Origin of the sequence: Pseudonocardia sp. NPDC049154 (genome assembly GCF_040648315.1) — a bacterium.
Lineage (GTDB): Bacteria > Actinomycetota > Actinomycetes > Mycobacteriales > Pseudonocardiaceae > Pseudonocardia.
Genome location: NZ_JBEZDN010000024.1, coordinates 9,461 through 34,518, shown reverse-complemented (window position 1 = coordinate 34,518; position 25,058 = coordinate 9,461). Strand labels below are relative to the sequence as shown.

The window sequence follows — 25,058 nt, the reverse complement described above, 5'->3', positions numbered from 1 at the left end:
AATCTCCCCACACTCCCCCCCCACCCCCCGCCCCACCTTTCTGGGGGTGGGGCGCGCGCCCCCCCCCCGCCACTCACGACGGGATCAGCCGAGACCAGCGCCCACGGTCCGCTCGACGGGCGCCCCGCCGAAGTCGCCGGTGCGGCGCAGCTTCTGCCACTTCAGCCGGATGCCCGCCAGGGCGGTCATGATCGACTGGATGAGCACCGCGTACATCAGCTGCCGGTAGACGATCTGCTGGAAGGGCAGCAGCCACAGCACCCTGATCTTCTCGCGCTCCAGCCGGAACGCGTAGACCGCGGCGAACAGCTGGATCAGCTGCACGCCGCCCCAGGCCAGCAGCGTGGTCACGGGGTCGAGGAAGAACAGGCCGTAGACCAGGAACACGTCGACCAGCGGTGCGAGCAGCGGCAGCACCACCTGGAACAGCGCGATGTTCAGCAGCCCGACGCGGCCGAAGTGCCCCGCCGGCCCGCGCGCCACGACCGACGCGCGGTGCTTCCACATCGACTGGATGGTCCCGTAGCTCCAGCGGTAGCGCTGCCGCCACAGCTGGCCCAGGGTGCCGGGCGCCTCGGTCCAGGCGCGGGCGCGCTCCTCGTAGACCACGCGCCAGCCGGCCCGGCACAGCGCCATCGTGAGGTCCGTGTCCTCGGCGAGGGTGTCGTCGCTGACGCCGCCGACCTCGATCAGGGCGGCGCGGCGGAACGCGCCCACCGCGCCGGGCACGGTGGTCATGCAGCGCCACAGGTCGTAGACGCGGCGGTCGAGGTTGAAACCCATCACGTACTCGATGTGCTGCCAGCGCGACACGAGGCTGCGCCGGTTGGCGACCTTCGCGTTGCCCGCCACCGCGCCGACCTCGGGCCGGACGAAGGGCTGCACCAGGGTCCCGACCGTCGTCGGCTCGAACACGGTGTCGCCGTCGATCATCACGACGATCTCGTGGCGCGCCGCCCGGATGCCGGCGTTCAGCGCGGCCGGCTTGCCGCCGTTGGGCTGCCGGATCACGCGCACCCCGGGCAGGCCGAGCCGCTCGACGATGTCCGGCGTCCCGTCCGTCGAGCCGTCGTCCACCACGATGATCTCGACGGGATGGTCGCTCGCCACCAGGGAGCGCACCGTGTGCTCGATGCACTCCTTCTCGTTGTAGGCGGGCACCACGACGGACACGGGGTCGGTGAACCACGGGCCGCTGCGGCTGCGGGTGGCGAGGCGGCTCTGCTTCGCGTGCCGGCGGGCGACCACGACCATGATCGCCAGCCGGGCGACGACCAGCGCGCCGACCAGCAGGAGCAGCCACTCCAGCCCACGGACGATGTAGGTCGAGACGCCCGCGGCGCCGACCAGGATCATGCCGAAGATCCGGTCCCAGGTGTCGGCCGGCGTGTTCGCCGTCGGCAGGCCCAGGCCCTCGCTCACCGTCGTGAACCGCCAGCCCTGCGCCTGCAGCTGCGGGATCAGCCGGTCCAGGGCGGCGACGGTCTGCGCCCGGTCGCCGCCGGCGTCGTGCAGCAGCAGCGCGCCACCGGCGTCGGAGCTCGGGGTGGAGGCCTTCTCGATGACGTCGACGCCCTTGCGCTCCCAGTCGCGGCTGTCGAAGTCCGTCAGCGCGGTGACGTACCCGCGCTCGCCCAGCTCCCGCACGACCTCGTACTCGGTGTTCGTGAGCGCGTCGGAGCGCGAGGAGTACGGCGGCCGCACGAGGTACGAGATCTCGCCGGTGGCGCCCGCGAGAGCCAGCTGGGTGAGGGTCAGCTCGCGGTCGATCCGGTTCGTCGACGCCTCGGCCAGGTTCGGGTGGGTGAAGGTGTGCAACCCGATCTCGGACCCGGTGGCGCGCATCTCCCGGACCAGGTCGGGGTGCTGCGCGGCCAGCGAGCCGAGCACGAAGAACGTGCCCGGGACCTGGTACTTCTCCAGGACCTCGAGGATCTGCGGGGTCCACTCGGGGTCCGGGCCGTCGTCGAAGGTCAGGGCGATCGTCTTCGCCGGGTAGCTCAGGGTGCGGACGGGGTCGTGGATGGTGTCGATCGCCGACCCGCCGTCGTGCACGGCGACGGGCACCTGGTCGTCGGGGCCCCGCTGGAGGTGGCCCTCCGCGTCGGAGGAGGTCTTGGCGGTCAGGACGCCGTTGAGGAGGAGCACGGCGACGAAGGTCGCGAGCACCACCACGGCGACGATGAACTTGCCGACGGAGAACCCGCTCCCGCGCCTGCGGATGCGACTGGGCATGTCCTGCGTGCTCCTAGGCCGGGAGGACCGGGGTCGTGGTGGTGGGCACGACCGTGGTCGTGGCCGGCGGGGCCGTGGTGGTCGGCGCGACGGTGGTGGTGACCGGCGGCTTCGTGGCGGCCGGCGGCTTCGTCGTCGCCGGCGGCTTGGTGGTCGCCGGCGGGTTCGTCGTCGCGGGCGGGTTCGTCGTCGCCGGCGGGTTGGTGGTGGCCGGCGGGTTCGTGGTGGCCGGCGGGGGCGTGGTCGTGCCCGGCGGGGTGTCCGGGCCGCCCTCGGTGTTCGGCGGGGTCGTCGGCGCAGGCGTCGTCGGGACCGGCGCGGCCGGGTCGACCGGGACCGGGGCACCCGGCACGGGAGCAGCCGGGACCGGCGCCGCCGGGGCGCCCGCGTCGGGGGCGGGGGCCGGGGCGAGCGGGGCCGCGGGCAGGCCGGCGAGCGGGGCGATGACACCGGCGGCGCCGCCGGTCGTCGTCCCGCCGGTGGTCCCCGTCGCGGTGGTGGTGACGTCGCCGATCAAGCCGCCCTGGGAGGGCGGCGCCTCCGGGCGCAGCTCCCCCTCGGTGTCGTCCGCGGCCTGCGCCTCGGGCACGGGCAGCAGGTCGCCGAGCACGGGGATGTCGAGCATGGGCGTGCGCTGCCCGGCGGCCAGGCTCGTCCCGACGACGACCAGGAACACCAGGCACATCGAGACCAGCCCGTACACGACCATCCGGATCCGGCGCTGGCGCCGGCCGGTGCCGTCGACGAACACCGGGCCCCGCTCGGGGACCTCCCGGTACGCGAGGGTGCCGTCGTCGATCATCGGGGACCTTCCTGGGAGGACGCGGCCGCCGCGTCGCGGGCGGCCAGGGTGAAGGCGAAGGGCGACTGCGCGATGCCGCTGCAGTCGAAGGAGGCGGTGGGGCGGTCGGGGCAACCGCCGTTGTCGCGGCCGACGGACCAGAAGCCGACGGTGCCGAGGCCGCGTCCGCGGGCGTCGCGGACCACGGCGGTGGCGTCGTCGAGCGTGGTGACGGCACCGAGGTCGGTGCGCCCGAGCATGAACACGACGCCGGTGCGGGCCGCGACGGCGGCCTCGTCGGAGCCCGACCAGACCTCGCCGAGCTGACCGAGGACCGTGTCCGTGGCGCCGGTCATCGCGTCGGCCCAGGACCCGGTGTAGGGGAAGTTCATGATCATGGCGTCGACGCGGGCGTCGACCCCGGCCCGGTCGGCCGCCCGGACGAGGTCGACGGCGGAGGAGGTGAGGCCGCGCTCGGTGTCGTCGACCTTGAGGGTCAGCGTGACGGTGGCGTGCCGCTCGTCCTGCACGGTCCGCAGCGCCTCGACGACGGTGGCGACGGGGACGTCCGCCTCGACGTCGACGACGAGCTCGGAGCTGCCGACCGCGTCGAGCGCCGCGCCGTAGGCGCGGGCCAGGGACGGGGCGTCGGGGCAGGCGCTCTCGAGGTAGGTGCCCGTGGCGCCGCCGGTGGCGACGGCGACGGCGCCGCCGCGGTCGGTGAGGTCCCGCGCGGCCGCCACGACGGCGGGCGCGGTCACGGGCTGGGTGCCGCCCCACGTGGGAGTGCAGCCGTCGGCCCCGGCGAGGACGAAGCCGAGGACGGCGTCGGTGACCCCGCTGGCGTCGGCCATGGCGGGGAGCGGGGAGGGCGCGAGCGACGCGTCGACGTACGGCAGCACGCGCGTGCCCGACCCTGTGGTGCCGGCGGCGGCAGCGGTGCCGGCAGGGCTCCCGGCCGAGCCCTCCCCCGTCGGCCCCGACCCGCACGCCGCGAGGAGCAGCGCCGGGAGGGCGAGGAGGGTGAGCAGGGCCGGATGGCGTCCTGGGCGGGAGTGCTTGCGCACGAGCAGGTGTTCCCTCGTCCGATCGAACCAGTACTACGAACGGCCTACTCCGTTGCTCCGAGAGTTCACGGAGAGTGGCCACTCTTGCGTCTGGCAATCGACCGAGGGAACGCGCCCGTTACGGACGGTTCATCACGGAGTGATGACGGAGCGATGTTCCGCGCCGAACGGTCCCCGCGCGGGGCTCAGAGGAGGTGGGAGGCGATGAGCTCCAGATGGTCGAGATCACCGAGGTCCAGAACCTGGAGGTACACGCGGGTGATGCCGGTCCGCTCCGCCCACTGCCCCAGCCGGTCGGCGACCTCCTCCGGGGAGCCCGCGAGCCCGTTGGCCCGGAGCTCGTCGACCTCGCGGCCGATGGCCAGCGCCCGGGCCCTCACCTGTTCCTCCGTCCGGCCCACGCAGACCACCTGGGCGATGGAGCGGACGATCTCCTTCGGGTCCCGACCCGCCGCGGCGCAGGCCTCGTCCACCCTGCCGAACTGCGCGGCGACGTCGTCCATCGACGAGAACGGGACGTTGAACTCCGAGGCGAACCGCGCGGCAAGCGCCGGGGTGCGCTGCTTCCCCTTGCCCCCGACGATCACCGGCGGGCCGGGCTGCTGGACGGGCTTGGGCAGCGCCGGCGAGTCGGTGACGGTGTAGTGGTCGCCGGAGTACTCGAAACGCTCCCCCGGCAACGTGCCCCACAGCCCGGTGACGATCTCCAGCTGCTCGGTGAGCCGGTCGAAGCGCTCCCGCAGGGGCGGGAAGGGGATGCCGTAGGCGGCGTGCTCCGCCTCGAACCAGCCCGTGCCCAGGCCGAGCTCCACCCGCCCGCCGGACATCCGGTCCACCTGCGCCACCGAGACCGCCAGCGGCCCGGGCAGCCGGAAGGTGGCCGACGACACGAGCGTGCCGAGGCGGATCCGGGACGTCTCGCGGGCCAGCCCGGCGAGCGTCAGCCAGGCGTCCGTCGGACCGGGCTCGCCGCTGCCCCCCATCGCCAGGTAGTGGTCGGAGCGGAAGAAGGCGTCGAAACCGGCCTCCTCCGCGGTCCTCGCGACCCTGAGGAGGTCGTCGTAGTCGGCACCCTGCTGCGGTTCGGTGAAGATCCGGAGGTCCACGGCGGGCAACGCTAGCCCGGGCCGCGCCGAGCCGCCGGACCGCCGCCGACCTGCCCGACCACACCGGACGCCGTTGCTCGTCACCGGTGCGACGTCGGGCCTCGGGCGGGCGTCCGCCGAAGCGCCGACCGCGGCCGTGGCGCGGGTGCTGCCGACGGCGGCGGAGACGGGCGTCACGCCTGATCCCGGGGCGTAGGCTGGTCGCCGTGACGATCGCTCCGGAAGGCCGCAAGCTGCTCCGTCTCGAGGTCCGCAACGCCGAGACCCCCATCGAGCGCAAGCCCTCCTGGATCCGCACCAAGGCGCGCACCGGCCCGCAGTACACCGAGCTCAAGGGCCTGGTCCGCGCCGGCGGCCTGCACACCGTGTGCGAGGAGGCCGGCTGCCCCAACATCTACGAGTGCTGGGAGGACCGCGAGGCCACCTTCCTCATCGGCGGCGAGCAGTGCACCCGGCGCTGCGACTTCTGCCAGATCGACACCGGCAAGCCCGCCGACCTGGACCGCGACGAGCCCCGCCGCGTCGCCGAGTCCGTGCAGCAGATGGGCCTGCGCTACTCCACCGTCACCGGCGTCGCCCGCGACGACCTGCCCGACGGCGGCGCCTGGCTCTACGCCGAGACCGTCCGCCAGATCCACGCGCTCAACCCGGGTACCGGCGTCGAGCTGCTGATCCCGGACTTCAACGCCAAGCCCGAACAGCTGGCCGAGGTGTTCGAGTCCCGCCCCGAGGTGCTCGCGCACAACCTCGAGACCGTGCCGCGGATCTTCAAGCGGATCCGCCCGGCCTTCCGCTACTCGCGGTCCCTGCAGGTGCTCACCGCCGCGCGCGAGGACGGCCTGGTCACCAAGTCCAACCTCATCCTCGGCATGGGCGAGACCCCCGACGAGGTCACCGCCGCGCTGGCCGACCTGCACGACGCGGGTTGCGAGATCATCACGATCACCCAGTACCTGCGCCCGTCCAAGCGCCACCACCCCGTCGAGCGCTGGGTCAAGCCCGAGGAGTTCGTCGAGCACGCCGAGACCGCCGAGAAGATCGGCTTCGCCGGCGTGATGGCCGGACCCCTGGTGCGGTCGTCGTACCGGGCCGGGCGGCTCTACGCCCAGACCGTCGCGCACCGCGGCCAGGAGCTCTCCCCCGAGCTCGCGCACCTCGCGGCGGAGGCCCCGGCGGCCCAGGAGGCCCGCTCCCTGCTCGCCCGCAGCTGACGTCCGCGGATCCTCGCGGCGCGACCCGGCCCTCGGGACGTATCCTGGCCCGCATGGCCGGCAAGCCCGACAAGGAGACTCAGAAGCGCCTGAAGGCGGAGAAGCGCGCGGCGTCCAAGCAGCGGCGTGCGCAGATCTGGCAGGCGTTCCAGATGCAGCGCAAGCAGGACAAGCTCCTGCTGCCGCTGATGATCGGGTCGGTGGTGGGCGCGGCCGTCGTCGCGTTCCTGATCGGGCTGATCTTCGGCCTGCAGTGGATCTTCCTGGTCTTCGGCGTCGCGATCGGCGTGATGATCGCGATCAGCATCTTCGGCCGCCGGGTCCAGCGCACCGTGTACGCCCAGGCCGACGGGCAGCCGGGCGCTGCGGGCTGGGCGCTCGACCAGCTGCGCGGGCAGTGGCGGGTGACCCAGGGCGTCGCCGGCACTACGCACCTCGACGCCGTGCACCGGGTCGTCGGCCGGCCGGGCGTCGTCCTCGTGGCCGAGGGCGCGCCGCACCGGGTCAAGTCGCTGCTGGCGCAGGAGAAGAAGCGCACCGCGCGGGTCGTCGGCCAGACCCCGATCTACGACGTCGTCGTGGGCAACGAGGAGGGCCAGGTCCCCCTCAAGGGTTTGCAGCGGCACATGATGAAGCTGCCGCGCAACATCAGCGCCGCCGAGATGGACTCGCTCGACGCGCGGCTCGCCGCGCTCGGCAACCGTGCCGCGGCGCTGCCCAAGGGCCCGATGCCCCAGGGCGCCAAGATGCGCAGCGTGCAGCGCACCGTGCGCCGCCGCTGACCCCCGACGCACCGCGGCCGGGATCCGGATCGGGTCCCGGCCGCCGTCGTTCTCGGGCTGATCCTCAGGCGCGGGAGCGGATCACGATGGTCTGCGAGGCGCGGTCGTGCCAGCCGCGGCCGTCCGCGTCCCGGATGACCGCCGGCAGGACCAGGCCGAGCAGGACCGTCCGCAGGATCGTGCGGAAGCCGACGGTCGCGGCCATGTCCACCCGGGCGACCCGGATGCCGACGGCGACCATCCCCGGCGTCATGCCGAAGAGGGCTGTCGGGATCACGGTGAGCACGAACCAGACCGCCCAGACCCACCAGCCGATGGCCGAGCCGCCCAGTGCGTCGAGCCCCATGACGGCCAGGGTGAGGGCGTACGCGAGCAGCCAGTCGACCGTGACGCCGAGCAGCCGCCTGCCGAACCCGGCGACCGCACCCATGCCTTCCGCCGGAAGGCCGAACCGCTCACCCGGGTGACCCTGGTCGTGCGCGGACGGTGAACCCGCCGTCCAGGAGTCGAGGAACCCCGCCATGAGCCCTACCCTAGTTGTCCCATGTGAGAGAGGACGCGATCCGGGCCCGTTAACGTCTGTGAAACCCGCGAGTGATGAACGGGCAACACGGCAGCCATACCGTCGCGGCCAATCCAGAGGACGATCGAAGGAGCCAGCGCGCGTGTTCAACAACTCCGAAGAGGTACTCAAGTACATCTCGGACGAGAAGGTCGAGTACGTCGACATCAGGTTCTGCGACCTGCCCGGCGTGATGCAGCACCTCACCGTCCCCGCCTCCACCGCCGGTGACCTGCTCGAGAACGGCGCCGCCTTCGACGGCTCGTCGGTCCGCGGGTTCCAGGCCATCAACGAGTCGGACATGGCCCTGCTGCCGGACTCGGCGACCGCGCGGCTGGACCCGTTCCGCAAGCACAAGACCCTCAACATCAACTTCTTCGTGCACGACCCGATCACGGGCGAGCCGTACTCCCGCGACCCGCGCAACATCGCGCGCAAGGCGGAGGAGTACCTGGCCGCGTCGGGCATCGCCGACACCGCCTACATGGCGCCCGAGGCCGAGTTCTACGTGTTCGACTCGATCCGCTTCGGCTCGAACCCGCACGAGACCTACCACCACATCGACTCCTCCGAGGGCTGGTGGAACACCGGCCGCGAGGAGGACGGCGGCAACCTCGGCTACAAGGTCAACTACAAGGGCGGGTACTTCCCCGTCCCGCCGGTGGACCACTACGCCGACCTGCGCGCCGACATCGTGTCGACGATGATCGACTCCGGCTTCACCGTGGAGCGCGAGCACCACGAGGTCGGCACCGCCGGCCAGGCGGAGATCAACTACAAGTTCGACACGCTGCTCCACGCGGCGGACGACATCATGCTGTTCAAGTACATCGTCAAGAACGTGGCCTGGCAGGCGGGCAAGACCGCCACCTTCATGCCGAAGCCGCTCTTCGGCGACAACGGCTCGGGCATGCACGTGCACCAGTCGCTGTGGAAGGACGGCCAGCCGCTGTTCCACGACGAGTCCGGCTACGGCGGGCTCTCGGACACCGCGCGCTACTACATCGGCGGCCTGCTGCACCACGCGCCGTCGCTGCTGGCCTTCACCAACCCGACGGTGAACTCGTACCACCGCCTGGTGCCGGGCTTCGAGGCGCCGGTCAACCTGGTCTACTCGGCCCGCAACCGCTCGGCCTGCATCCGGATCCCGCTGTCCGGCGACAGCCCGAAGGCCAAGCGCATCGAGTTCCGCTGCCCCGACTCGTCCGGCAACCCGTACCTGGCCTTCTCGGCCATGCTGATGGCCGGCCTCGACGGCATCAAGAACAAGATCGAGCCGGCCGCCCCGGTCGACAAGGACCTCTACGAGCTCCCGCCGGAGGAGCTCAAGGACATCGCGCAGGTCCCGGCCTCGCTCGGTGCGGTCATCGACAAGCTCGAGGAGGACCACGACTACCTGCTCGAGGGCGGCGTGTTCACCCCGGACCTGATCGAGACCTGGATCTCCTACAAGCGGGAGAACGAGATCGACCCGCTGCGGCTGCGCCCGCACCCGTACGAGTTCGCGCTGTACTACGACGTCTGATCGCGTCGACGTGGCCTGACCTGCGGGTACGCGGTCAGGCCGCGGCGGTCGGATGGTCGGCCCAGGCGACGGCCCGTGCACCCCTTTCCGCTGGGGTGGCGGGCCGTCGCCGCGTTCTCGGGTTCGTGCGGTGGCGCCGCGCTCAGGGTTCCGCGAGGCCGGCCGGGCGGGAGCGGGTCAGCGCGACGCCGGCCAGGATCAGCACTCCCCCGGCCAGCTGGACCGCCGCGGGGACCTCGCCCAGGAGCAGCCAGCTCGCCACCGCCGACGCGACGACCTCCAGCAACGCCACGAGCGAGCCCCGCGCCGCCCCGATGCGCCGGATGGCCAGCACGCCGGTCAGGTAGGCGACGACCGTCGAGACCAGCACGAGCAGGCCGGCCGCGACCACCCAGCCGACGTCGGCGCCGGCGAGGACCACCGGCCCGTCGGGCGGGGTGGTCACCACCAGCGGCAGCAGCCCGACCACGCCCAGCACGCCGACCACCACGGTGCCCACCGCCATCCCGACGCCCGCCAGCACCAGCGGCGGGGTCGTCGCGCCCGCGCGGTCGGCGAGCAGGAAGTAGCTCGCCTGACAGACCGCGGCGACCAGGCCCCACGCCAGGCCGGCCGGCGGCACCGCGGTGCCCGACCAGATCTGCACCACCAGCAGCAGCCCGGCGATCGCGACGGCCGCGCCGGCGAGGGTGCGGCGGCTCGGCGGCTGCCGGCGCACCACCCAGACCCAGGCGATGACCAGCACCGGGCCCAGGTACTCGAGGAGCAGCGCGATGCTCACCGGCATGTACCGGACGGCGTTGAAGAACGCGACCTGCACGCCGGCCATCGCCATCAGCCCGTAGAGCAGCAGCGCCGGGGCGTCGGACCGCAGCGCGGCGAGCACGCCGGGCCGCATCACGGCGAGCAGCACCAGCACGACGACGGCCGACCCGCCGATCCGGACGAACGCCGCCCCGGCGGAGGACCAGCCGGCGTCGATCAGCGCCTTCGCGAACGGGCCGGACAGCCCGAACGACACCGCCGACACGACGGCGAACGCGAGGCCGACCTGTGTCGCGCGACCGGCGGGATCGGTGGGCCGCGGGTCGTGCCCGGGCGTCACTCCGCGCCGGTGACGGCGACGAGGCCCGCGGCCTCGATCCCCGCCACGGCGGCGGCCTCGTCGTTGAGCGAGGCGTCGCCGGTTACGCCGACGGCCCCGAGCAGCGCGCCCTCGCCGTCGCGGACGAACACCCCGCCCGGGACGGAGAAGATCCTCCCGCCGGCCAGGTTCGCCACCGAGGTGAAGAACTCGGGCGAGTCGGCGGCGCGGGCGGCGATGGCGCGGTTGGTCATGCCCAGCGCCAGCACGCCGTTGGCCTTGGCGACGGCCAGGTCGGGCCGCAGGTAGCCGGACCCGTCCTGGCGGGCGAGGGCGACGATCGCCCCACCCGGGTCCAGGACGGCGACGGTCAGCGGGTTGAACCCCTGCTCGGTGCCGTGCGCGAGGGCGGCGTCGACGATCGTGCGGGCCTGCTCCAGCGAGATGCTCACGAGGGGCCAGCCTCTCAGACTCACCCGGTGCCTGACGACCGGGATCGAGGTCCTTCCTCCGCTCGCACACCCCGCCGGGCCCTCACACCTCCCGGGAGGGCGCGGTCAGGCGGCGGTGAGGGCGAAGACCGGGATGGTGCGGATGCCCTCGGTCTTCTTCTCGTAGTCGCCGAAGCCCGGCGCGGCCGCCTTGATCTTCTCCCAGACCTGGTCGCGCTCGGAGCCCGTGATCTCGGAGGCCTCGACGGTGAGCTCGCGGACGCCCTCGGAGGTGCCGAGGTCGACGGAGATGCGCGGGTTGGCCTTGAGGTTGTGGTACCAGGCGGGGTGCGACGGGGCGCCGGCGGCAGAGGCGACGATCAGGTAGCGGTCGCCGTCCTCGAAGTACACGAGCGGGCTGGTGCGGACCGCGCCGGACTTGGCCCCGACGTGGTGGACCAGGATCATCGGGGCGCCCTCGAAGGGCGGGCCGACCTTGCCGTCGTTCTCCTTGAACTCACGGATGACGCGGGCGTTGAAGTCCTCGGGCACTGCGTTCCTCTCGGCCGATCATGCTCAGGGCATGAAGACGATCACTGCGGCGGCCAGTGTGGCCCCCAGCCCGATCAAGCCGAACACCCCCGCCCACATTCCGCCCGGCACGCCCGTGATGGCGGCGAGCTGGTCGGCGTCGGAGGTCGTGGTACGGCGCCGGCGGCGGCCGCGCTGCAGCTCCCGCACCGCCCGCAGGCCCCCGAACAGCAGGAACCAGCACAGCGCGGCGGCGAAGGCGGCACGCCAGTCCGGGGACGCCCACGTCGCGACCGCGCCCAGCACACCGCCCGTCACGAGCACGGCGAACGCCCCGAACAGGTTGCGGATGTGGACGAGCGTCGCGCCCAGCAGCGCGACCCCGAGCCAGAGCAGCGCGCTCGTGTAGCCGGCCGCGACGAGCGCGGCGCCGCCCAGCCCGAGCAGCGGCGGGAAGACGTACCCGGCGAGGAACATCAGCACCACGCCCGGCCCGCGGCCCGCGCCCGTCGAGTGCGTGACGCCGGACGTGTCCGAGTGCAGCCGGATCCCGGCGAGCCCGCGTCCGACCAGCACCGCGACGAGCGCGTGCCCGCCCTCGTGCGCGATCGTCACGACCGTCCTGGTCATCCGCCAGGACACCGTCCACAGCACGACGAGCAGTGCGGCGGCCGCCGCGGCCAGCTCGGCGGGGCGCGCGGCGAGGCCGTCCACGATCGCGTCGAACACGCCCTGGACCTCGGATGGCAGCACGCGCCGAGTGTGGCAGCGCCGGCTGTGGGCGGGCTGAGGGCCCGAATACCTTGACCTTCCAGCCGCTGGAACCTCGAAGGTGGATCCCGTGACCGCGACGCACCACCGGACGGACCCCCTGCTGACGATCGGGCAGCTCGCCCGGCGCTCGGGGGTGCCCGTCCGCACCATCCGCTTCTGGTCGGACGAGGGCCTGCTGCCCGAGACCGACCGGAGCCCCGCCGGCTACCGGCGGTACGACGCGGCCGCCGTGGCCCGGCTCGATCTCGTCCGCACCCTCCGGGAGCTCGGGATGGGGCTGGACGACGTGCGGGAGGTGCTGCTGCGTCGCCGCCGCGTCGGCGAGGTGGCCGCCGCGCACGTGCGGGCCATCGACGAACGGATCCGCGCCCTGCGGGTGCAGCGTGCCGTGTGCACGCTGCTCGCCCGCAACGGCACGGATCCCGCACCGAGGGAGCTGAGACTGATGAACGACCTGGCCAGGCTGTCCGCCGAGGAGCGGCAGCGGATGATCGACGAGTTCGTGGCGGAGGCCTTCGCCGGCACCGACCCCGAGGCGCCCGGCGCGGGCATCGCCTCCGCCATGCGCACGATGCCGGCCGAGCTGCCGGACGACCCGACGACGGAACAGGTGGAGGCCTGGGTCGAGCTCGCCGACCTCGTCGCCGACACCGACTTCCGGGCGCGGGTGCGGGAGATGGCCGTCGCGGGGTCGGAGGCCGCAGCACCGCCGCCCTACGACCCCGCCGCGGTGCTGGAGCACGCCGGGGCGGCGCTGCGGGAGGGCGTCGACCCCGCCTCCCCGGAGGCGGCCGCGGTGCTGGAGCGGATCGGCGTCGACGAGACCGCCGACCGGGCCGGGCTGGCGGCGATGGTCCGCACGTTCAGCGACCGGCGGGTCGAGCGGTACTGGACCCTGCTCGGCCGGCTCAACGGCTGGCCGGAGCGGCCGCCGAGCGTCCCGGCCTTCGAGTGGTTCGCCGCCGCCCTGCTCAGCAGAACGTGACGACGTTGCGGTCCAGCGGCATCTGACCCCGCCGCTCGCTCGTGTCCGTCGACGCCGTGTACGGCAGCTCCGGGGTGGGCTGCTCGGCCAGCACGTCGTCCCAGATCCGTTCGGTGACCTGGCCGTCCACCCGCAGGCAGTCGAAGGCGAACGGCGTGCTGTCCGTCGGGAAGAACGTCGGCTCCGTGTTGACCTGGAAGTGCAGGTGCGGGGCCGTCGAGTTCCCGGAGCTGCCGATGTGGCCCAGCACGTCGCCCTTCTTGACCTGCTGGCCGGTCTTCACCGCGACGGAGTCCTTCGTGAAGTGGGCGTACATCACGTACACCCCGGGAGCGATCATCAGCGTGACATGGTTGCCGACGGTCTCGACGATCGGTGGGATCGGCGGCGGTCGGGGCAGCGAGGTGGTGTCGGCGAACCCGTCGGTGGCGTCCACGACGACGCCGTCCGCGACCGCGATCGCGGGCTGGTCGTAGGCGAGGAAGTTCGTGATCTTCGAGGGATCGTTCACCCACGCGCGGTGCTGATCGTCGAGCAGGTACCAGTCGATGGCGTAGCGCTGCGGGACCAGCAGCTGCCCGTTGATCGGGGCCAGCCCGCGGCGGTGGTGGGTGTCGTCGACGCAGCAGCCGTCGCTGGCGTACCAGGGGCCGCCCCGCAGCGGCGGGCCGAGGACGGGCGCCGCGGCGGTGCTCACCGCGACCGACCCGGCGTCGATCTCCGTGGCGGGCCCGCCGCCGACGGAGCCGCTGACCCGGTGGGTCAGGGCGGTCGGCGCGGCCCCGTCGAACAGGAGGTCCAGCCAGACGACCGCGGTGCCACCACCGGGGATCGGTGCGGCGGACCCGTCGGGATCACCGGCGCCCTTGTCCCCGGTCTGCGCGGCGAGCAGGTTGGCCTGGGCCGCCAGCCCGGGTCCGCTCAGCGAGAGCACGACCTCCTGGTCCGCCAGGACGTCGACCTTGTCCATGGTGAACGGCGCGGGCGTGGCGTTGGTGAGCAGCAGCTCGTACGTCACGTGGGTCTTGCCGTCCGTTCCCAGGACGGGCGCGGGGGTGGTCACCGTAGTGGCCGACAGCGGCGTGAACTTCGTGGTCGGGGCGATGCCACCGGGTGGGACGGCGGGCGGTTGGATCTGCTGGGCGGTCTCCGCCGGCGCGCTCGCGCACCCGGCGGCCAGCAGCAGGAGCAGGGCGGCGACTACGCCGATCCGACGAACAGGCATACACACTCCCAGGTCACCCCCGACCCGCACACAGGCTAAGGGGTCCTGCGCTCGTGGAGAAGGGAGCCAGGTCCTGTGATCAGTCGGGCCGGCCGCTGAAGGCCAGCCCGACCCCCATCCCGACGAGCACCAGCCCGCCCGCGCCGCCCATCCGGCGCAGTCGGGCCGGACTCGTCGCGAACCAGTCCCGCGCCGCGCCGGCGGCGAGGCCCCAGGTCGAGTCCAGCAGCGCCGCCGTCATGCAGAAGAGCAGGCCGAAGATCAGCAGCTGCAGCGACGGGTTCGGCGCCTGCGGACCGAGGAACTGCGGCAGCACGGCCGCGAAGAACACCAGCGCCTTGGGGTTGGTCAGCCCGACGACCACGCCCTGCACGAACACCCGCCGGTCGGCGACGGCGCCGGGAGCGCCCAGCGCGGCCACGAGGTCGCCGCGGGTGCGGATGGTGTGCACCCCGAGCCAGACAAGGTAGGCCGCGCCCGCGAACTTGATGACCGTGAACACCGCGGCCGACGCCGCGGCCACGGCCCCGAGCCCCAGCGCGACGACCACGACCAGCACGGCCACCCCCGTCGTGTTGCCCGCAACGCTGGCCAGCGCGGCGCGGCGGCCGTGCGCGAGGGCCCGGCCCACGATGAAGAGCACGCTCGGGCCGGGGATCGCCACCAGGACCAGTGACGCCGCGAGGAAGGCGAGGATCGCGCCGGTCGAGGGCATGGCGGTGACGGTAGGGCGGCGGTCCGTGCACCCGCCACGGGTTTCGCGGGCCCGTCACTGGTAGTAGAGGAGGCACCAGCAGAGGGTGTCGCCCGTGGTGCAGGCGGGCTCGGGCAGGGACCTGACCACGGCGGAGCTGGTGAAGGGGATCCCGCCCCACTTCGACCACAGGTCGGTGGCCATGCCCACCGCGTTCACGTTGCCGGCCGGCCGGTCCGTGCCGACGTAGCTGTGGACGCTGGTGCCGTAGTCGCGGCGGCCGTGGAAGTACCACCCGCTGTCGAACCAGTCCTCGGTCCCCGTCGCCTCGATCTGCGGGGTCGGCTCGCCGTCGACCGCGACCGAGAAGTTGCGCTCGAGCCAGGAAAGGTTCGCGGCCCCGACCCCGCCGACGTAGGAGTGGTGGACGATCGACCCGGGGCCGCCCGTGATCTGCGCGAGCGTGGTGGTGGATGCGGCCGTGCGGGTGACCTTCTGGTCGACGTACCGCGCGCCCTGGCAGCGCAGGCGCCGGCCGTCGGCCTCGTCGGTGGAGGTCAGGCCGTACGTCGCCATCGAGTAGATGCTCGCGGTCTGCCCGGCGTCGATGTTGAGGTAGGAGATCCTGATCGAGCTGCCGAAGGGCAGGGGGTAGGTCGACAGGAACGCCGTCTGGTAGCTCGCGCTGTCGATCTCGACGTGCAGGTGCGGGCAGGAGTGGCTGGTGTTCGCGCTGCCGGCGCCCCAGTGCGTCGCCAGCAGCGTGCCCATGTCGATGTCGATCGCGGGTGTCGGCGAGCCGTCGTAGGAGACCCGCAGCCGGGCGTCCAGCGCCGGCACGTTGCCACCGCCGAGCGCCATCCAGAGGGAGACGACGACCCCGGGACCGGTCCGGGCGAACACCGTGCGCTCCGTGTCGGGCGGTACCCGGACGTTCTCGAGCTTGTCGATCCGGAGCTTCCCCTGCCGCAGCGAGGCCAGCGGGTTCGCCGTCGCTCGTCCCCCCGTCCGCGGCACCGCCCGTCTCGACCCTGTCCCGAGGCTACTGAGGACGCATGGGCCGGGGAAGGCCGACGCGCACCCGACGGCTGGGCGCCCCGCTACGATCCGACGCGTGTTCGGCATGGTCCGGCCCTGCCGGCACACTCTCTCCCCTGCCCTGCGCGCCGAGTGGATCGGCCACCTGTGCGGGCTCTGCTACGCGCTGCGCGACGAGCACGGCCAGGCCGCGCGGATCGCCACCAACTACGACGGCCTGCTGATCTCGGTCCTGCTCGACGCCCAGTCCCCGGCCCGGGGCCGCCGGACCGCCGGGCCGTGCCCGTTGCGCGGCATGCGGACCGCGCGGGTCGCGACCGGCGACGGCACCCGCCTGGCCGCCGCGGTGAGCCTGGTGCTGGCCTCGGCCACGCTGGCCGACCACGTCGCCGACCGCGACGGTGCCTTCGCCCGCCGGCCGGTCGCGGCGGCGGCCCGGCGGCTGGCCGCCGGGTGGGCCGACCGGGCGTCGACGGGCGCGGCGGGGCTGGGCCTCGATCCAGCGGTCCTGCTCGACGCCGTCGCCCGCCAGCCGGCGCTCGAGCACACCGGTTCACCGCTGCTCACCGTGACCGAGCCGACCGAGACGGCCACCGCGGCCGCCTTCGGGCACACCGCCGTCCTGGCCGGGCGGCCGGACAACGCGGCACCGTTGGCCGAGGCCGGTCGGCTGTTCGGGCGGCTCGCCCACCTCCTCGACGCCGTCGAGGACCTCCCCGCCGACGCCGCGGCCGGCGCCTGGAACCCGCTGCTCGCGACCGGCACGGACCTCGTGGCCGCGCGCGCCCTGGCCGACGACGCCGCGCTCGGTATCCGCCTCGCCCTCGACGAGGTGCGCTGGACCGACCGCCGGCTGGCGCACCGGCTGCTGGTGCACGAGCTGGACCGGTCGATCGGGCACGCCTTCGCGCACGTCACCGCGCAGGCCGAGGGGAAGCCCGGGGCCCCGCCCTCCCGGCCCGGTCCCCGCCCGCCGCGCGGGGCGCTCGCGGGCTGCGCCGTGGCCGTCGGGCTGTTCTGCAGCTGCCAGATGTGCTGCGCCGACACCTTCGAGGACCCGTGGACCCGTGAGGCGCGGGAGGGCTTCTGCCGCGGCGACACCTGTGCGAACTGCTGCGACTGCTCCGAGGCGGGCTGCGACTGCTGCGACTGCTGCTCGGACTGCGACTGCTGCGGCTGCGACTGCTGACCCGCCCCGTTTCCGCAGGTCACCGCGGGTCGTGAGTGCCTACTGCTGCTCTAGGGGCAGTAGGCACTCACGGGTCAGGAGTCCCAGCCGTAGAACACCCGCTCCACCACGGCCCGGGCACGACGGGTGGTGCGGCGGTAGTCGTCGAGGAAGCGGCCCGGGTCGCCGCCGGCCGGGTAGCCGAGGGCCGCGGCGACGGCGGCCAGCTCCCGGCCCGAGCGCGGCAGCTGGTCCCCCGGCTTGCCCTTGACCAACATGATCGCGTTCCGGGCGCGGGTCGCGGTCTGCCAGCCGACCGTCAGCTCCGCCGCGTCCTCCGCGCTGATCAGGCCCGCCTCCGCCGCCTCGCGCAACCCCTCGAGCGTCGACGTGGTGCGCAGCTCCGGGACGTCGCCGGCGTGCTGCAGCTGCAGCAGCTGCACGGTCCACTCCACGTCGGCCAGCCCGCCGTGGCCGAGCTTGGTGTGCGTGGTGCGGTCCGCGCCGCGCGGGAGCCGCTCGTCGTCGACCCGCGCCTTGATCCGCCGGATCTCGGTGACCTGAGCCTGGGTCAGGCCCTCGGCGGGGTACCGGATCGGCTCGATCAGCTCCATGAACCGCCGGCCCAGCTCGGGATCGCCGGCGACCGGCCGGGCCCGCAGCAGCGCCTGCGACTCCCACACCTCCGCCCAGCGGGCGTAGTACTCCCGGTAGGAGTGCAGGGTCCGCACGAGCGGGCCGGACCGTCCCTCGGGCCGCAAGTCCGCGTCGACCTGCAGGGCCGGGTCCGGGCTGGGCGCGCCGAGCCGCCGCCGGACGGTCTCGACGACGCTCGTCGCGAACTTGACCGCGGCGGCGTCGGGGACGGACTCGTCGGCCGGCTCGCACACGAACATCACGTCGGCGTCGGAGGAGTAGCCGAGCTCGGCGCCGCCGAGCCGGCCCATCCCGATCACCGCGATCCGAGCCTTCGGCGGCTCGCCCCCGGCGACCTCCCTGACCGTGGCGGCGAGCGTCGCCCGCAGCACGGCGACCCACACCGTGGACAGCGCCTCGCACACCTCGGCGACCTCGAGCGAGCCCAGCAGGTCGGCGCAGGCCACCCGCAGCATCTCGTGCCGGCGCATCGAGCGTGCCGAGGCCACCGCCGAGGTCAGGTCGGGCTGCCGGGCGACCGCGGCGATCATCCACTGCCCGACGGCGGCCGGGTCCCGCCGGAGCTCGTCGGGCTGGCCGGGGTTGGGCGCCGCCAGCACGCGCAGGATCTCCGGCGCACGCACGAGCAGGTCCGGGACCAGCGCGGACGTGCCCAGCAGGCGCATGAGCCGCTCGGCGACCAGCCCTTCGTCGCGCAGCAGCCGCAGGTACCACGGCGTGGTCGCCAGCGCCTCCGACACCTGCCGGTAGGCCAGCAGGCCGCGGTCCGGGTCGGGCGTGGCGGCGAGCTCCTCCAGCAGCACCGGGAGCAGCGTCTGCTGGATCGACGCCGCCCGCGACACCCCGCCCGTCAGCGCCCGCAGGTGCCCGAGCGCGCCCTCCGGCGAGGCCCAGCCCAGCGCCTTGAGCCGGGCCGCCGCGGCCTTCTCCGACAGCCGGGACTCCTCCGGCGACAGCCGCGACACCGACTGCAGCAGCGGCCGGTAGAACAGCTTCTCGTGCAGCCGCCGGACCCGCCGGGCGTTGCGCGACCACTCCGCGAGCAGCACCCCGACGACGTCGTGCCGGCCGTCCGGGCGCAGCCGCGCGGCCCGGCCGAGCCAGCGCAGCGCGTCCGTGTCGTCCTTCGCCGGGAGCAGGTGGGTGCGGCGCATCCGCTGCAGCTGCAGCCGGTGCTCCAGCAGCCGCAGGAAGCGGTAGGAGGCGGCGAGGTTGGCGCCGTCGTCCCGGCCGACGTACCCGCCGTCGGCGAGCGCGGCCAGCGCCTCCAGCGTCGACGGCGAGCGCAGCGACTCGTCCGACCGCCCGTGCACGAGCTGCAGCAGCTGCACGGCGAACTCCACGTCGCGCAGCCCGCCGCGGCCGAGCTTGAGCTCCCGCTCGGCGTGGTCCGGCCGCACGTGCTCCTCGACGCGGCGGCGCATCGCCTGCACGTCCTGCACGAAGTCGTCCCGGCTGGCCGCGTTCCACACCATCGGGGCGACGGCCTCGGCGTACGCGGCGCCCAGCTCCTCGTCCCCGGCGATCGGCCGCGCCTTGAGCAGCGCCTGGAACTCCCAGGTCTTGGCCCAGCGCTTGTAGTAGGTGACGTGCCCGTCGAGCGTGCGGACCAGCGCGCCCTGCCGGCCCTCCGGCCGCAGGTTGGCGTCGACCTGGAAACAGGCCTCCCCCGCGATCCGCATCAGCCGGCTCGCCAGCCGGGACGCGGCCTGCGTGTCCCCCTCGGCCACGAAGATCACGTCGACGTCGCTGACGTAGTTCAGCTCGTGGCCGCCGCACTTGCCCATGCCGATCACGGCCAGCCGGACGTCGTCGGGCGGGTCCACCTCCTCCAGCGCCACGGCCAGCGCGGCCCGGAGCGCGGCGGCGGCCAGGTCGGCGAGCTGCGCGGCGACCTCGTCGACCTCCATCACCGGGAGCGAGGTCTCCCCGACGGCGGCGAGGTCCGCGCCGGCGAGCCCGAGCAGCTCGTCGCGGTACGCCGTGCGCAGCGCGGTGATCGCCGCCGCCCCGGTGATCTGGGCGCGGGCACCCCCCGGGCCTCCCGACGCGGGCTCGTCGGGATCGGCGCCGACGGCGCGGAGCAGGTTGGCGGCACGCCGGGCGAGGTCCGGCGGCGGGTTGCCGCGGTCCGGGCCGTCGGCGAGCAGCCGCCAGCGGTCGGGGTGGGTGACGAGGTGGTCGCCCAGCGCCGTGGAGGAGCCGAGCAGCGCCAGCATCCGGCCGCGCAGCCCGAGGTCGGTGCGCAGCTCGGCGTCGACGGTCCGCCAGTCCCCCGCGGCCTTGGCGAACCGCTCGACCTGCCGCAGGGCGAGGTCGGGGTCGGGCGAGCGGGCCAGCGCCCACATGATCGGCTCCGCGCCCTCGACGGGCCGGTCCCCGGCCCACCAGCCGAGCTCGGCGAGGGTCTGCTCCGCCCACGGCTCGGACAGGCCGAGGCGGGCGAGGGAGGTCCGGGTACGTTCCGCCACGTCGACCGATCCTGCCCTATCGGGACCCGGTTCCGGGCACCGTGGCCGGCCCGTTACGTGCCGGGGTAGAGATCGGGATCGTCGAGCGGGGCGCCGAGCCAGCCGAGCAGGGCGGCGATCTCGCGGTACGCGGCGAGGCGCGCCTCGTCCGTGCCCTCCGCCTCGGCCTTCCGGACCGGCTCGCGCAGCCGCTCGACCATCGCCGGGCCGAGCTCGAGGAGCCCGCCCGAGCCCGTCGTCGCGAACCGGGCGAGGACGTACCGGGCCAGCGCGCCCACCGGGATCCCGGTGTGCGCGCTGAGCCCGTGGAGCGTGTGCAGCGGGTCGAGGCGCCCGTAGTCGGCCACCTCGGCCTTGAAGTTGGCGTCCGGGTCGTCCGGCTCCCAGGGCCCGGCGTAGCGCTCGAGCCGGACGACCTCGTCCGTCACAGGACGGGCAGGTAGGTCGCCAGCTCGTGCGGCGTGACGTTGCGCCGGTAGTTGTCCCACTCCGCGCGCTTGTTGCGCAGGAAGAAGTCGAACACGTGCTCGCCGAGGATCTCCGCGACCAGCTCCGAGTGCTCCATCGCGCCGAGGGCCTCGGTGAGGTTCTGCGGCAGGGCCTCGTAGCCGAGCGCCCGGCGCTCGGTGTCGGTGAGCGACCAGACGTCGTCCTCGGTGGCGGCCGGCAGCTCGTAGCCCTTCTGCACGCCCTGCAACCCGGCACCGAGGATCACGGCGAACGCCAGGTAGGGGTTGCAGGCGCTGTCGAGCGTGCGGATCTCCACCCGCCGGGTGGACGACTTGCCGGGCGAGTACATCGGCACCCGGACGAGCGCGGAGCGGTTCGCGTGGCCCCACGACACGGCCGTGGGCGCCTCGCCGCCGGTGATCAGCCGCTTGTAGGAGTTGACCCACTGGTTGGTCACGGCGCTCATCTCGCGCGCGTGCCGCAGCACCCCGGCGACGAACGCCTTGCCCGTCTCGGACAGCTCGTACGGGTCGTCCGGGTCGTGGAAGGCGTTGCGGTCGCCCTCGAACAGCGAGAAGTGGGTGTGCATGGCCGACCCGGGGTGGTCGGTGAAGGGCTTGGGCATGAACGACGCCCGCACGCCCTGGGTCAGCGCCACCTCCTTCACCACGTACCGGAAGGTCATGATGTTGTCGGCCATGGTGAGCGCGTCGGCGTAGCGCAGGTCGATCTCCTGCTGGCCGGGCCCGCCCTCGTGGTGGCTGAACTCGACCGAGATGCCCATCGACTCGAGCGTCTCGATGGCGTTGCGCCGGAAGTGCGGCGCCACGTCGTGGCTGGCCTGGTCGAAGTAGCCGCCGGAGTCGGCGGCGATCGGCGGCGAGCCGTCCGACGGCAGGTCGCGCAGCAGGTAGAACTCGATCTCGGGGTGGACGTAGCAGGTGAAGCCGGCCTCGCCGGCCTTGGACAGGGCGCGCCGCAGCACGTGCCGCGGATCGGCCCACGAGGGCGAGCCGTCCGGCATCGCGATGTCGCAGAACATGCGCGCCGAGTAGTGCTCGCCGTTGGCGGTCTCCCAGGGCAGCACCTGGAAGGTGGAGGGGTCGGGGCGGGCGACCATGTCCGACTCGTAGACGCGGGCGAAGCCCTCGATCGCCGAGCCGTCGAACCCGATGCCCTCCGCGAACGCCCCCTCGAGCTCGGCGGGGGCCACCGCCACCGACTTGAGATAGCCGAGCACGTCGGTGAACCACAGCCGCACGAAGCGGATGTCGCGTTCCTCGAGCGTGCGCAGCACGAATTCCTGCTGGCGGTCCATGGCCGCCAGGCTAGGAATGTCGTGTTACGTCAGTGTTTCGTGGCTGCTCAGGGTGTGCGACGCCGCAGCGCGATCGGGTGAGTCTCACTGGGCGGGCAGCACGCACTGGGCGCCCTCGTCCGGGAGCGTGCCGTCGACGAGGTAGGCCGTGAGCTTGTCGTCGATGCAGGCGTTGCCCTGGTAGCCGGCGGTGTGCTGGTTCCCCTCGACCTTCAGCAGCCGCCCGTTCAGGTCCTCCGCCAGGTCGACGCCGGCCTGGTACGGCGTGGCCGGGTCCCCCGTCACCGAGACGACGACAACCGGGGTCAGCCCGTCGGCCTGCGGCCGGTGCGGCTCCAGCGTCGGCGGGACGGGCCAGAAGGCGCACGGGTCCTTCGCGTTGACCGCGCCGCGGCCGGTCGCGGTGAACGGCGCCGCGCCCACCACGCCCTCGTTGAGCTTCGCCACCTGAGCCGGGTCGGTGATGCGGACGTTGTCCATGCAGGTGATGGCCTGGAAGGCCTCGAGCGAGTTGTCGTACTGCCCGTTCACGCGCTTGTAGTAGAAGTCCGCCAGGGTCAGCAGGACCGAGCCGTCGCCCCCGGCCAGCCGGGAGATGCCCAGCGACAGCGCCGGCCAGAGGGACCGCAGGTAGAGCGCCTGCTGCACGCCCGTGATCGCGTCGGAGAAGGACAGCGTGCGGTTCGGGTCCGAGGTCCTGGCCGGGTTGTCGATCAGCGGCTGCACGATCTTCTGCCAGGTCGTCGTCGTGGCCTTCGGGTCGGTGCCGAGCGGGCAGTTCGGCTGGGTCGCGCACCAGGCCCCGTAGGCGTCGAAGGCCTGCTGGAAGCCCGCGCTCTGGTCGATGTTGGTCTCCACCGTGTCCTGGGTGGGGTCGACGGCGCCGTCGAGCACCATCGCGCGGACGCGGGCCGGGAAGGCCTCGGCGTAGGTCGAGCCGATCGACGTCCCGTACGAGTAGCCGTAGTAGGTCAGCTTCTCGTCGCCGAGGGCCGCGCGCAGCACGTCCAGGTCCTTGACGACCTCGCGGGTGCCCAGGTGGGCGAGCACGTCCGCGCCCATCCGGGCGGTGCAGCGGTCGGCGTACTCCTTGTTGTGCGCCTCCAGCGCGGCCACGCCGGCCGGGGACGGGTCGGCGTAGACGGTGGCCCGGTACTGGTCCTGCTCGGCGTCGGTCAGGCAGTCGATCGAGGGCTCGCTGACCCCGACCCCGCGCGGGTCGAACCCGACGAGGTCGAACCGGGCCTGGACCGGCGAGTTCTCCGTCGACTTCACGGTGGCGGGCACGAGCTGCGTGCCCGAGACGCCGGGGCCGCCGGGGTTGAGCAGCAGTGAGCCGATCCGGTTGGCCTGGTCGGTGGCCTTCGACCGCATGACGGCGACCTTCACCGTCTTGCCGTCCGGCTGCGCGTAGTCGAGCGGGACCTCGAGCTTGGCGCACTGGTAGCGCGGGTCGCGGTACTGGTCCGCGACGTCGGGCGAGGCCGCGTAGTCCGTGCAGGGGCCCCACTGCAGCTGCTGGCCGTAGAAGCGGGCCAGCGCCGGATCCTGCGCAGGATCACCCGACGGGGTGGTCGTGGCCGCGGCGGGCGCCGTCGCGGCCGGGCTGGAACAGGCGGCCAGCGCGACACAGACCAGGACCGCGACCAGCGCGGTCAGGGCCCGGACGGCCGTGAACGGGGAGCGACGGCGCGACGACACGGAGCCAAGCACCGCGCCAGCATGACAGCGGCGGCGCGGTGCGCCACCCGGGGTGCGGTGAGCGGGGCGCCCACCGCCGTGTGAGGTGCGTCGCCGGACCGTGCGTGCGGCGCGCGCCGGGTGTCACGCTTTCGGCGCACGACCTGAGCACGACCTGAGCACGACCCCGAGCACGACCCCAGCCAGACCCAGACGACCCGGGGACCTGCCGTGCAGGCCTCGAGGGAGGACGGACGACGATGTCCCGCGACACCACCGGCACGCCCGCGCACAGCACCGCCGCGAACGGTGCGAACGGCTCTGCGCACGGCGAGGTGCAGGCGCCCTACCGCAGCGCCGCCCCGCAGAAGCGCACCCGGGTGCACCACCTCGCCGAGATGAAGCAGCGCGGCGAGCGCTGGCCGATGCTCACCGCCTACGACGTCTACTCCGCGGAGATCTTCGACGAGGCCGGCATCCCGGTCCTGCTCGTCGGCGACTCCGCCGGCAACAACGTCTTCGGCCACGACAACACCCTGCCCGTCACCGTCGACGAGCTGATGCCGCTGGTCAAGGCGGTCGTCCGGGGTGCCAGGCACGCCCTCGTGGTGGCCGACCTGCCCTTCGGCAGCTATCAGATCTCCCCGGCCCAGGCCCTGGAGACCTCCTTCCGGTTCATGAAGGAGGGCGGAGCGCACGCCGTGAAGCTCGAGGGCGGCGCCCACTACGCCCCGCAGGTCGAGGCCCTCACCGCCGCCGGCATCCCGGTGATGGCGCACCTGGGCTTCACCCCGCAGAGCGAGCACGCCCTCGGCGGGTTCCGGATCCAGGGCCGCGGCCAGTCCGCCGAGCAGCGCCTGGTCGACGACGCCCTCGCCCTGCAGGCGGCCGGCGCGTTCGCCGTCGTGCTGGAGATGGTGCCCGGTGAGGTCGCGAAGCGGGTCACCGCGGAGCTCACGATCCCGACGATCGGCATCGGCGCCGGCCCGGACTGCGACGCGCAGGTGCTCGTCTGGTCCGACATGGCGGGGATGAACCGGGGCCGCAAGCCGCGCTTCGTCAAGCCCTACGCCGACCTGGGCGGCCTCCTCCTCGACGCGGCCCGCGCCTACGCCGCCGACGTCCGCGGCGGCGCCTACCCCGACGAGGCCCACACCTACCACTGACCCCTGTGAGTGGCGATAGTCGCTATATGCACCTCGATGCGCTCGGCCAGCCCGGCGGCCACGACGTTCTTCGCCACCCAGCGCATGGCGTACGCCGCGGAGCGGTCCACCTTCGAC

The 25,058-nt window shown here is 73.5% G+C and carries 22 protein-coding genes and 1 pseudogene; 6 read left to right on the top strand and 17 right to left on the bottom strand.

Annotation, left to right across the window (positions count from 1 at the left end; genetic code table 11):
- Positions 1 to 84: 84 nt before the first annotated feature.
- From AB0B41_RS14900 to AB0B41_RS14885, 4 genes are all read right to left on the bottom strand, one after another.
- On the bottom strand, positions 85 to 2,235 hold the full coding sequence (locus AB0B41_RS14900) for a bifunctional polysaccharide deacetylase/glycosyltransferase family 2 protein (protein WP_358203115.1): 2,151 nt from the start codon (positions 2,233 to 2,235) through the stop codon (positions 85 to 87).
- Between the two features lie 13 nt (positions 2,236 to 2,248).
- On the bottom strand, positions 2,249 to 3,037 hold the full coding sequence (locus AB0B41_RS14895) for a hypothetical protein (protein ID WP_358203113.1): 789 nt from the start codon (positions 3,035 to 3,037) through the stop codon (positions 2,249 to 2,251).
- A complete protein-coding gene (locus AB0B41_RS14890) occupies positions 3,034 to 4,083 on the bottom strand; it encodes a carbohydrate-binding protein CenC (RefSeq protein ID WP_358203110.1) in 1,050 nt (349 codons plus the stop codon). Before AB0B41_RS14890 ends, AB0B41_RS14895 begins: the two co-directional genes overlap by 4 nt.
- Positions 4,084 to 4,268: 185 nt before the next feature.
- Positions 4,269 to 5,189, bottom strand: coding sequence for an LLM class F420-dependent oxidoreductase (locus AB0B41_RS14885; protein WP_358203108.1), 921 nt, complete (start codon positions 5,187 to 5,189; stop codon positions 4,269 to 4,271).
- 206 nt (positions 5,190 to 5,395) lie between these two features.
- On the opposite strand from AB0B41_RS14885, the gene lipA reads away from it, so the two are divergent.
- Together lipA and AB0B41_RS14875 are read left to right on the top strand one after the other, a co-directional pair.
- Positions 5,396 to 6,400 (top strand): lipoyl synthase, encoded by a 1,005-nt coding sequence (gene lipA / locus AB0B41_RS14880; protein WP_358203106.1) that lies wholly within the window; start codon positions 5,396 to 5,398, stop codon positions 6,398 to 6,400.
- Positions 6,401 to 6,453: 53 nt separating this feature from the next.
- The gene (locus AB0B41_RS14875; protein ID WP_358203104.1) at positions 6,454 to 7,182 is read left to right on the top strand and encodes a DUF4191 domain-containing protein; all 729 of its coding nucleotides are present in this window, start codon (positions 6,454 to 6,456) and stop codon (positions 7,180 to 7,182) included.
- A 64-nt stretch (positions 7,183 to 7,246) separates the two neighbouring features.
- Here AB0B41_RS14875 and AB0B41_RS14870 read toward each other — a convergent pair whose 3' ends face one another.
- Entirely contained in the window at positions 7,247 to 7,705 is a 459-nt protein-coding gene (locus AB0B41_RS14870) for an RDD family protein (protein ID WP_358203101.1), read from the bottom strand.
- A 142-nt stretch (positions 7,706 to 7,847) separates the two neighbouring features.
- Here AB0B41_RS14870 and glnA (AB0B41_RS14865) point away from each other — a divergent pair, with 142 nt between their 5' ends.
- Positions 7,848 to 9,269 carry a type I glutamate--ammonia ligase gene (glnA, locus tag AB0B41_RS14865; protein ID WP_037040780.1) on the top strand — a complete coding sequence of 474 codons (1,422 nt, stop codon included), beginning with the start codon at positions 7,848 to 7,850 and terminating at the stop codon, positions 9,267 to 9,269.
- Positions 9,270 to 9,411: 142 nt separating this feature from the next.
- Here glnA (AB0B41_RS14865) and AB0B41_RS14860 read toward each other — a convergent pair whose 3' ends face one another.
- From AB0B41_RS14860 to AB0B41_RS14845, 4 genes are all read right to left on the bottom strand, one after another.
- Positions 9,412 to 10,374, bottom strand: a complete 963-nt coding sequence (locus AB0B41_RS14860) for a DMT family transporter (RefSeq protein WP_358203099.1) — start codon at positions 10,372 to 10,374, stop codon at positions 9,412 to 9,414.
- Positions 10,371 to 10,805 (bottom strand): heme-binding protein, encoded by a 435-nt coding sequence (locus AB0B41_RS14855; protein WP_358203097.1) that lies wholly within the window; start codon positions 10,803 to 10,805, stop codon positions 10,371 to 10,373. The genes AB0B41_RS14860 and AB0B41_RS14855 overlap by 4 nt, the downstream gene beginning before the upstream one ends.
- A gap of 105 nt (positions 10,806 to 10,910) precedes the next feature.
- The gene (locus tag AB0B41_RS14850) at positions 10,911 to 11,336 is read right to left on the bottom strand and encodes a nitroreductase family deazaflavin-dependent oxidoreductase (protein ID WP_358203094.1); all 426 of its coding nucleotides are present in this window, start codon (positions 11,334 to 11,336) and stop codon (positions 10,911 to 10,913) included.
- 24 nt (positions 11,337 to 11,360) lie between these two features.
- Positions 11,361 to 12,068, bottom strand: a complete 708-nt coding sequence (locus AB0B41_RS14845; protein WP_358203092.1) for a M50 family metallopeptidase — start codon at positions 12,066 to 12,068, stop codon at positions 11,361 to 11,363.
- Positions 12,069 to 12,156: 88 nt separating this feature from the next.
- On the opposite strand from AB0B41_RS14845, the gene AB0B41_RS14840 reads away from it, so the two are divergent.
- On the top strand, positions 12,157 to 13,074 hold the full coding sequence (locus AB0B41_RS14840; RefSeq protein WP_358203090.1) for a MerR family transcriptional regulator: 918 nt from the start codon (positions 12,157 to 12,159) through the stop codon (positions 13,072 to 13,074).
- Here the strand turns inward: AB0B41_RS14840 and AB0B41_RS14835 are convergent.
- The 3 genes from AB0B41_RS14835 to AB0B41_RS14825 form a co-directional block, all read right to left on the bottom strand.
- The gene (locus AB0B41_RS14835; RefSeq protein ID WP_358203088.1) at positions 13,061 to 14,299 is read right to left on the bottom strand and encodes a M23 family metallopeptidase; all 1,239 of its coding nucleotides are present in this window, start codon (positions 14,297 to 14,299) and stop codon (positions 13,061 to 13,063) included. The two genes, AB0B41_RS14840 and AB0B41_RS14835, sit on opposite strands and share 14 nt — an antisense overlap.
- Positions 14,300 to 14,378: 79 nt before the next feature.
- Entirely contained in the window at positions 14,379 to 15,014 is a 636-nt protein-coding gene (locus AB0B41_RS14830; protein ID WP_358203086.1) for a LysE family translocator, read from the bottom strand.
- A gap of 54 nt (positions 15,015 to 15,068) precedes the next feature.
- Positions 15,069 to 16,010: a DUF2961 domain-containing protein gene (locus AB0B41_RS14825; protein WP_358203084.1), complete on the bottom strand. Its 942-nt coding sequence runs from the start codon at positions 16,008 to 16,010 to the stop codon at positions 15,069 to 15,071.
- Positions 16,011 to 16,107: 97 nt separating this feature from the next.
- Between AB0B41_RS14825 and AB0B41_RS14820 the strand changes: the two genes are divergently transcribed.
- On the top strand, positions 16,108 to 17,220 hold the full coding sequence (locus tag AB0B41_RS14820) for a DUF5685 family protein (RefSeq protein WP_358203082.1): 1,113 nt from the start codon (positions 16,108 to 16,110) through the stop codon (positions 17,218 to 17,220).
- Positions 17,221 to 17,294: 74 nt separating this feature from the next.
- On the opposite strand, the gene AB0B41_RS14815 is transcribed toward AB0B41_RS14820, so the two are convergent.
- The 4 genes from AB0B41_RS14815 to AB0B41_RS14800 all read right to left on the bottom strand — a co-directional run bounded on the left by AB0B41_RS14815 (position 17,295) and on the right by AB0B41_RS14800 (position 23,808).
- The gene (locus AB0B41_RS14815) at positions 17,295 to 20,327 is read right to left on the bottom strand and encodes a bifunctional [glutamine synthetase] adenylyltransferase/[glutamine synthetase]-adenylyl-L-tyrosine phosphorylase (protein ID WP_358203079.1); all 3,033 of its coding nucleotides are present in this window, start codon (positions 20,325 to 20,327) and stop codon (positions 17,295 to 17,297) included.
- A gap of 53 nt (positions 20,328 to 20,380) precedes the next feature.
- Entirely contained in the window at positions 20,381 to 20,755 is a 375-nt protein-coding gene (locus AB0B41_RS14810; RefSeq protein WP_358203077.1) for a DUF6027 family protein, read from the bottom strand.
- Positions 20,752 to 22,095, bottom strand: a complete 1,344-nt coding sequence (gene glnA / locus AB0B41_RS14805) for a type I glutamate--ammonia ligase (protein WP_358203075.1) — start codon at positions 22,093 to 22,095, stop codon at positions 20,752 to 20,754. The genes AB0B41_RS14810 and glnA (AB0B41_RS14805) overlap by 4 nt, the downstream gene beginning before the upstream one ends.
- Positions 22,096 to 22,179: 84 nt before the next feature.
- Positions 22,180 to 23,808 carry an alpha/beta hydrolase gene (locus AB0B41_RS14800; RefSeq protein WP_358203073.1) on the bottom strand — a complete coding sequence of 543 codons (1,629 nt, stop codon included), beginning with the start codon at positions 23,806 to 23,808 and terminating at the stop codon, positions 22,180 to 22,182.
- A gap of 227 nt (positions 23,809 to 24,035) precedes the next feature.
- On the opposite strand from AB0B41_RS14800, the gene panB reads away from it, so the two are divergent.
- Complete coding sequence (gene panB, locus AB0B41_RS14795; RefSeq protein ID WP_358203070.1) at positions 24,036 to 24,941, top strand: 3-methyl-2-oxobutanoate hydroxymethyltransferase; 906 nt, start codon at positions 24,036 to 24,038, stop codon at positions 24,939 to 24,941.
- Between the two features lie 20 nt (positions 24,942 to 24,961).
- On the opposite strand, the pseudogene AB0B41_RS14790 reads toward panB, so the two are convergent.
- A pseudogene (locus AB0B41_RS14790) lies at positions 24,962 to 25,058 on the bottom strand (methionine adenosyltransferase domain-containing protein); the annotation flags it as partial.

Coding starts and splice junctions, on each gene's coding strand:
- AB0B41_RS14900 (WP_358203115.1), bottom strand. CDS start 2,235: ATGCCCAGTCGCATCCGCAGGCGCGGGAGCGGGTTCTCCGTCGGCAAG.
- AB0B41_RS14895 (WP_358203113.1), bottom strand. CDS start 3,037: ATGATCGACGACGGCACCCTCGCGTACCGGGAGGTCCCCGAGCGGGGC.
- AB0B41_RS14875 (WP_358203104.1), top strand. CDS start 6,454: ATGGCCGGCAAGCCCGACAAGGAGACTCAGAAGCGCCTGAAGGCGGAG.
- AB0B41_RS14870 (WP_358203101.1), bottom strand. CDS start 7,705: ATGGCGGGGTTCCTCGACTCCTGGACGGCGGGTTCACCGTCCGCGCAC.
- AB0B41_RS14835 (WP_358203088.1), bottom strand. CDS start 14,299: ATGCCTGTTCGTCGGATCGGCGTAGTCGCCGCCCTGCTCCTGCTGCTG.
- AB0B41_RS14830 (WP_358203086.1), bottom strand. CDS start 15,014: ATGCCCTCGACCGGCGCGATCCTCGCCTTCCTCGCGGCGTCACTGGTC.
- glnA (WP_358203075.1), bottom strand. CDS start 22,095: ATGGACCGCCAGCAGGAATTCGTGCTGCGCACGCTCGAGGAACGCGAC.
- panB (WP_358203070.1), top strand. CDS start 24,036: ATGTCCCGCGACACCACCGGCACGCCCGCGCACAGCACCGCCGCGAAC.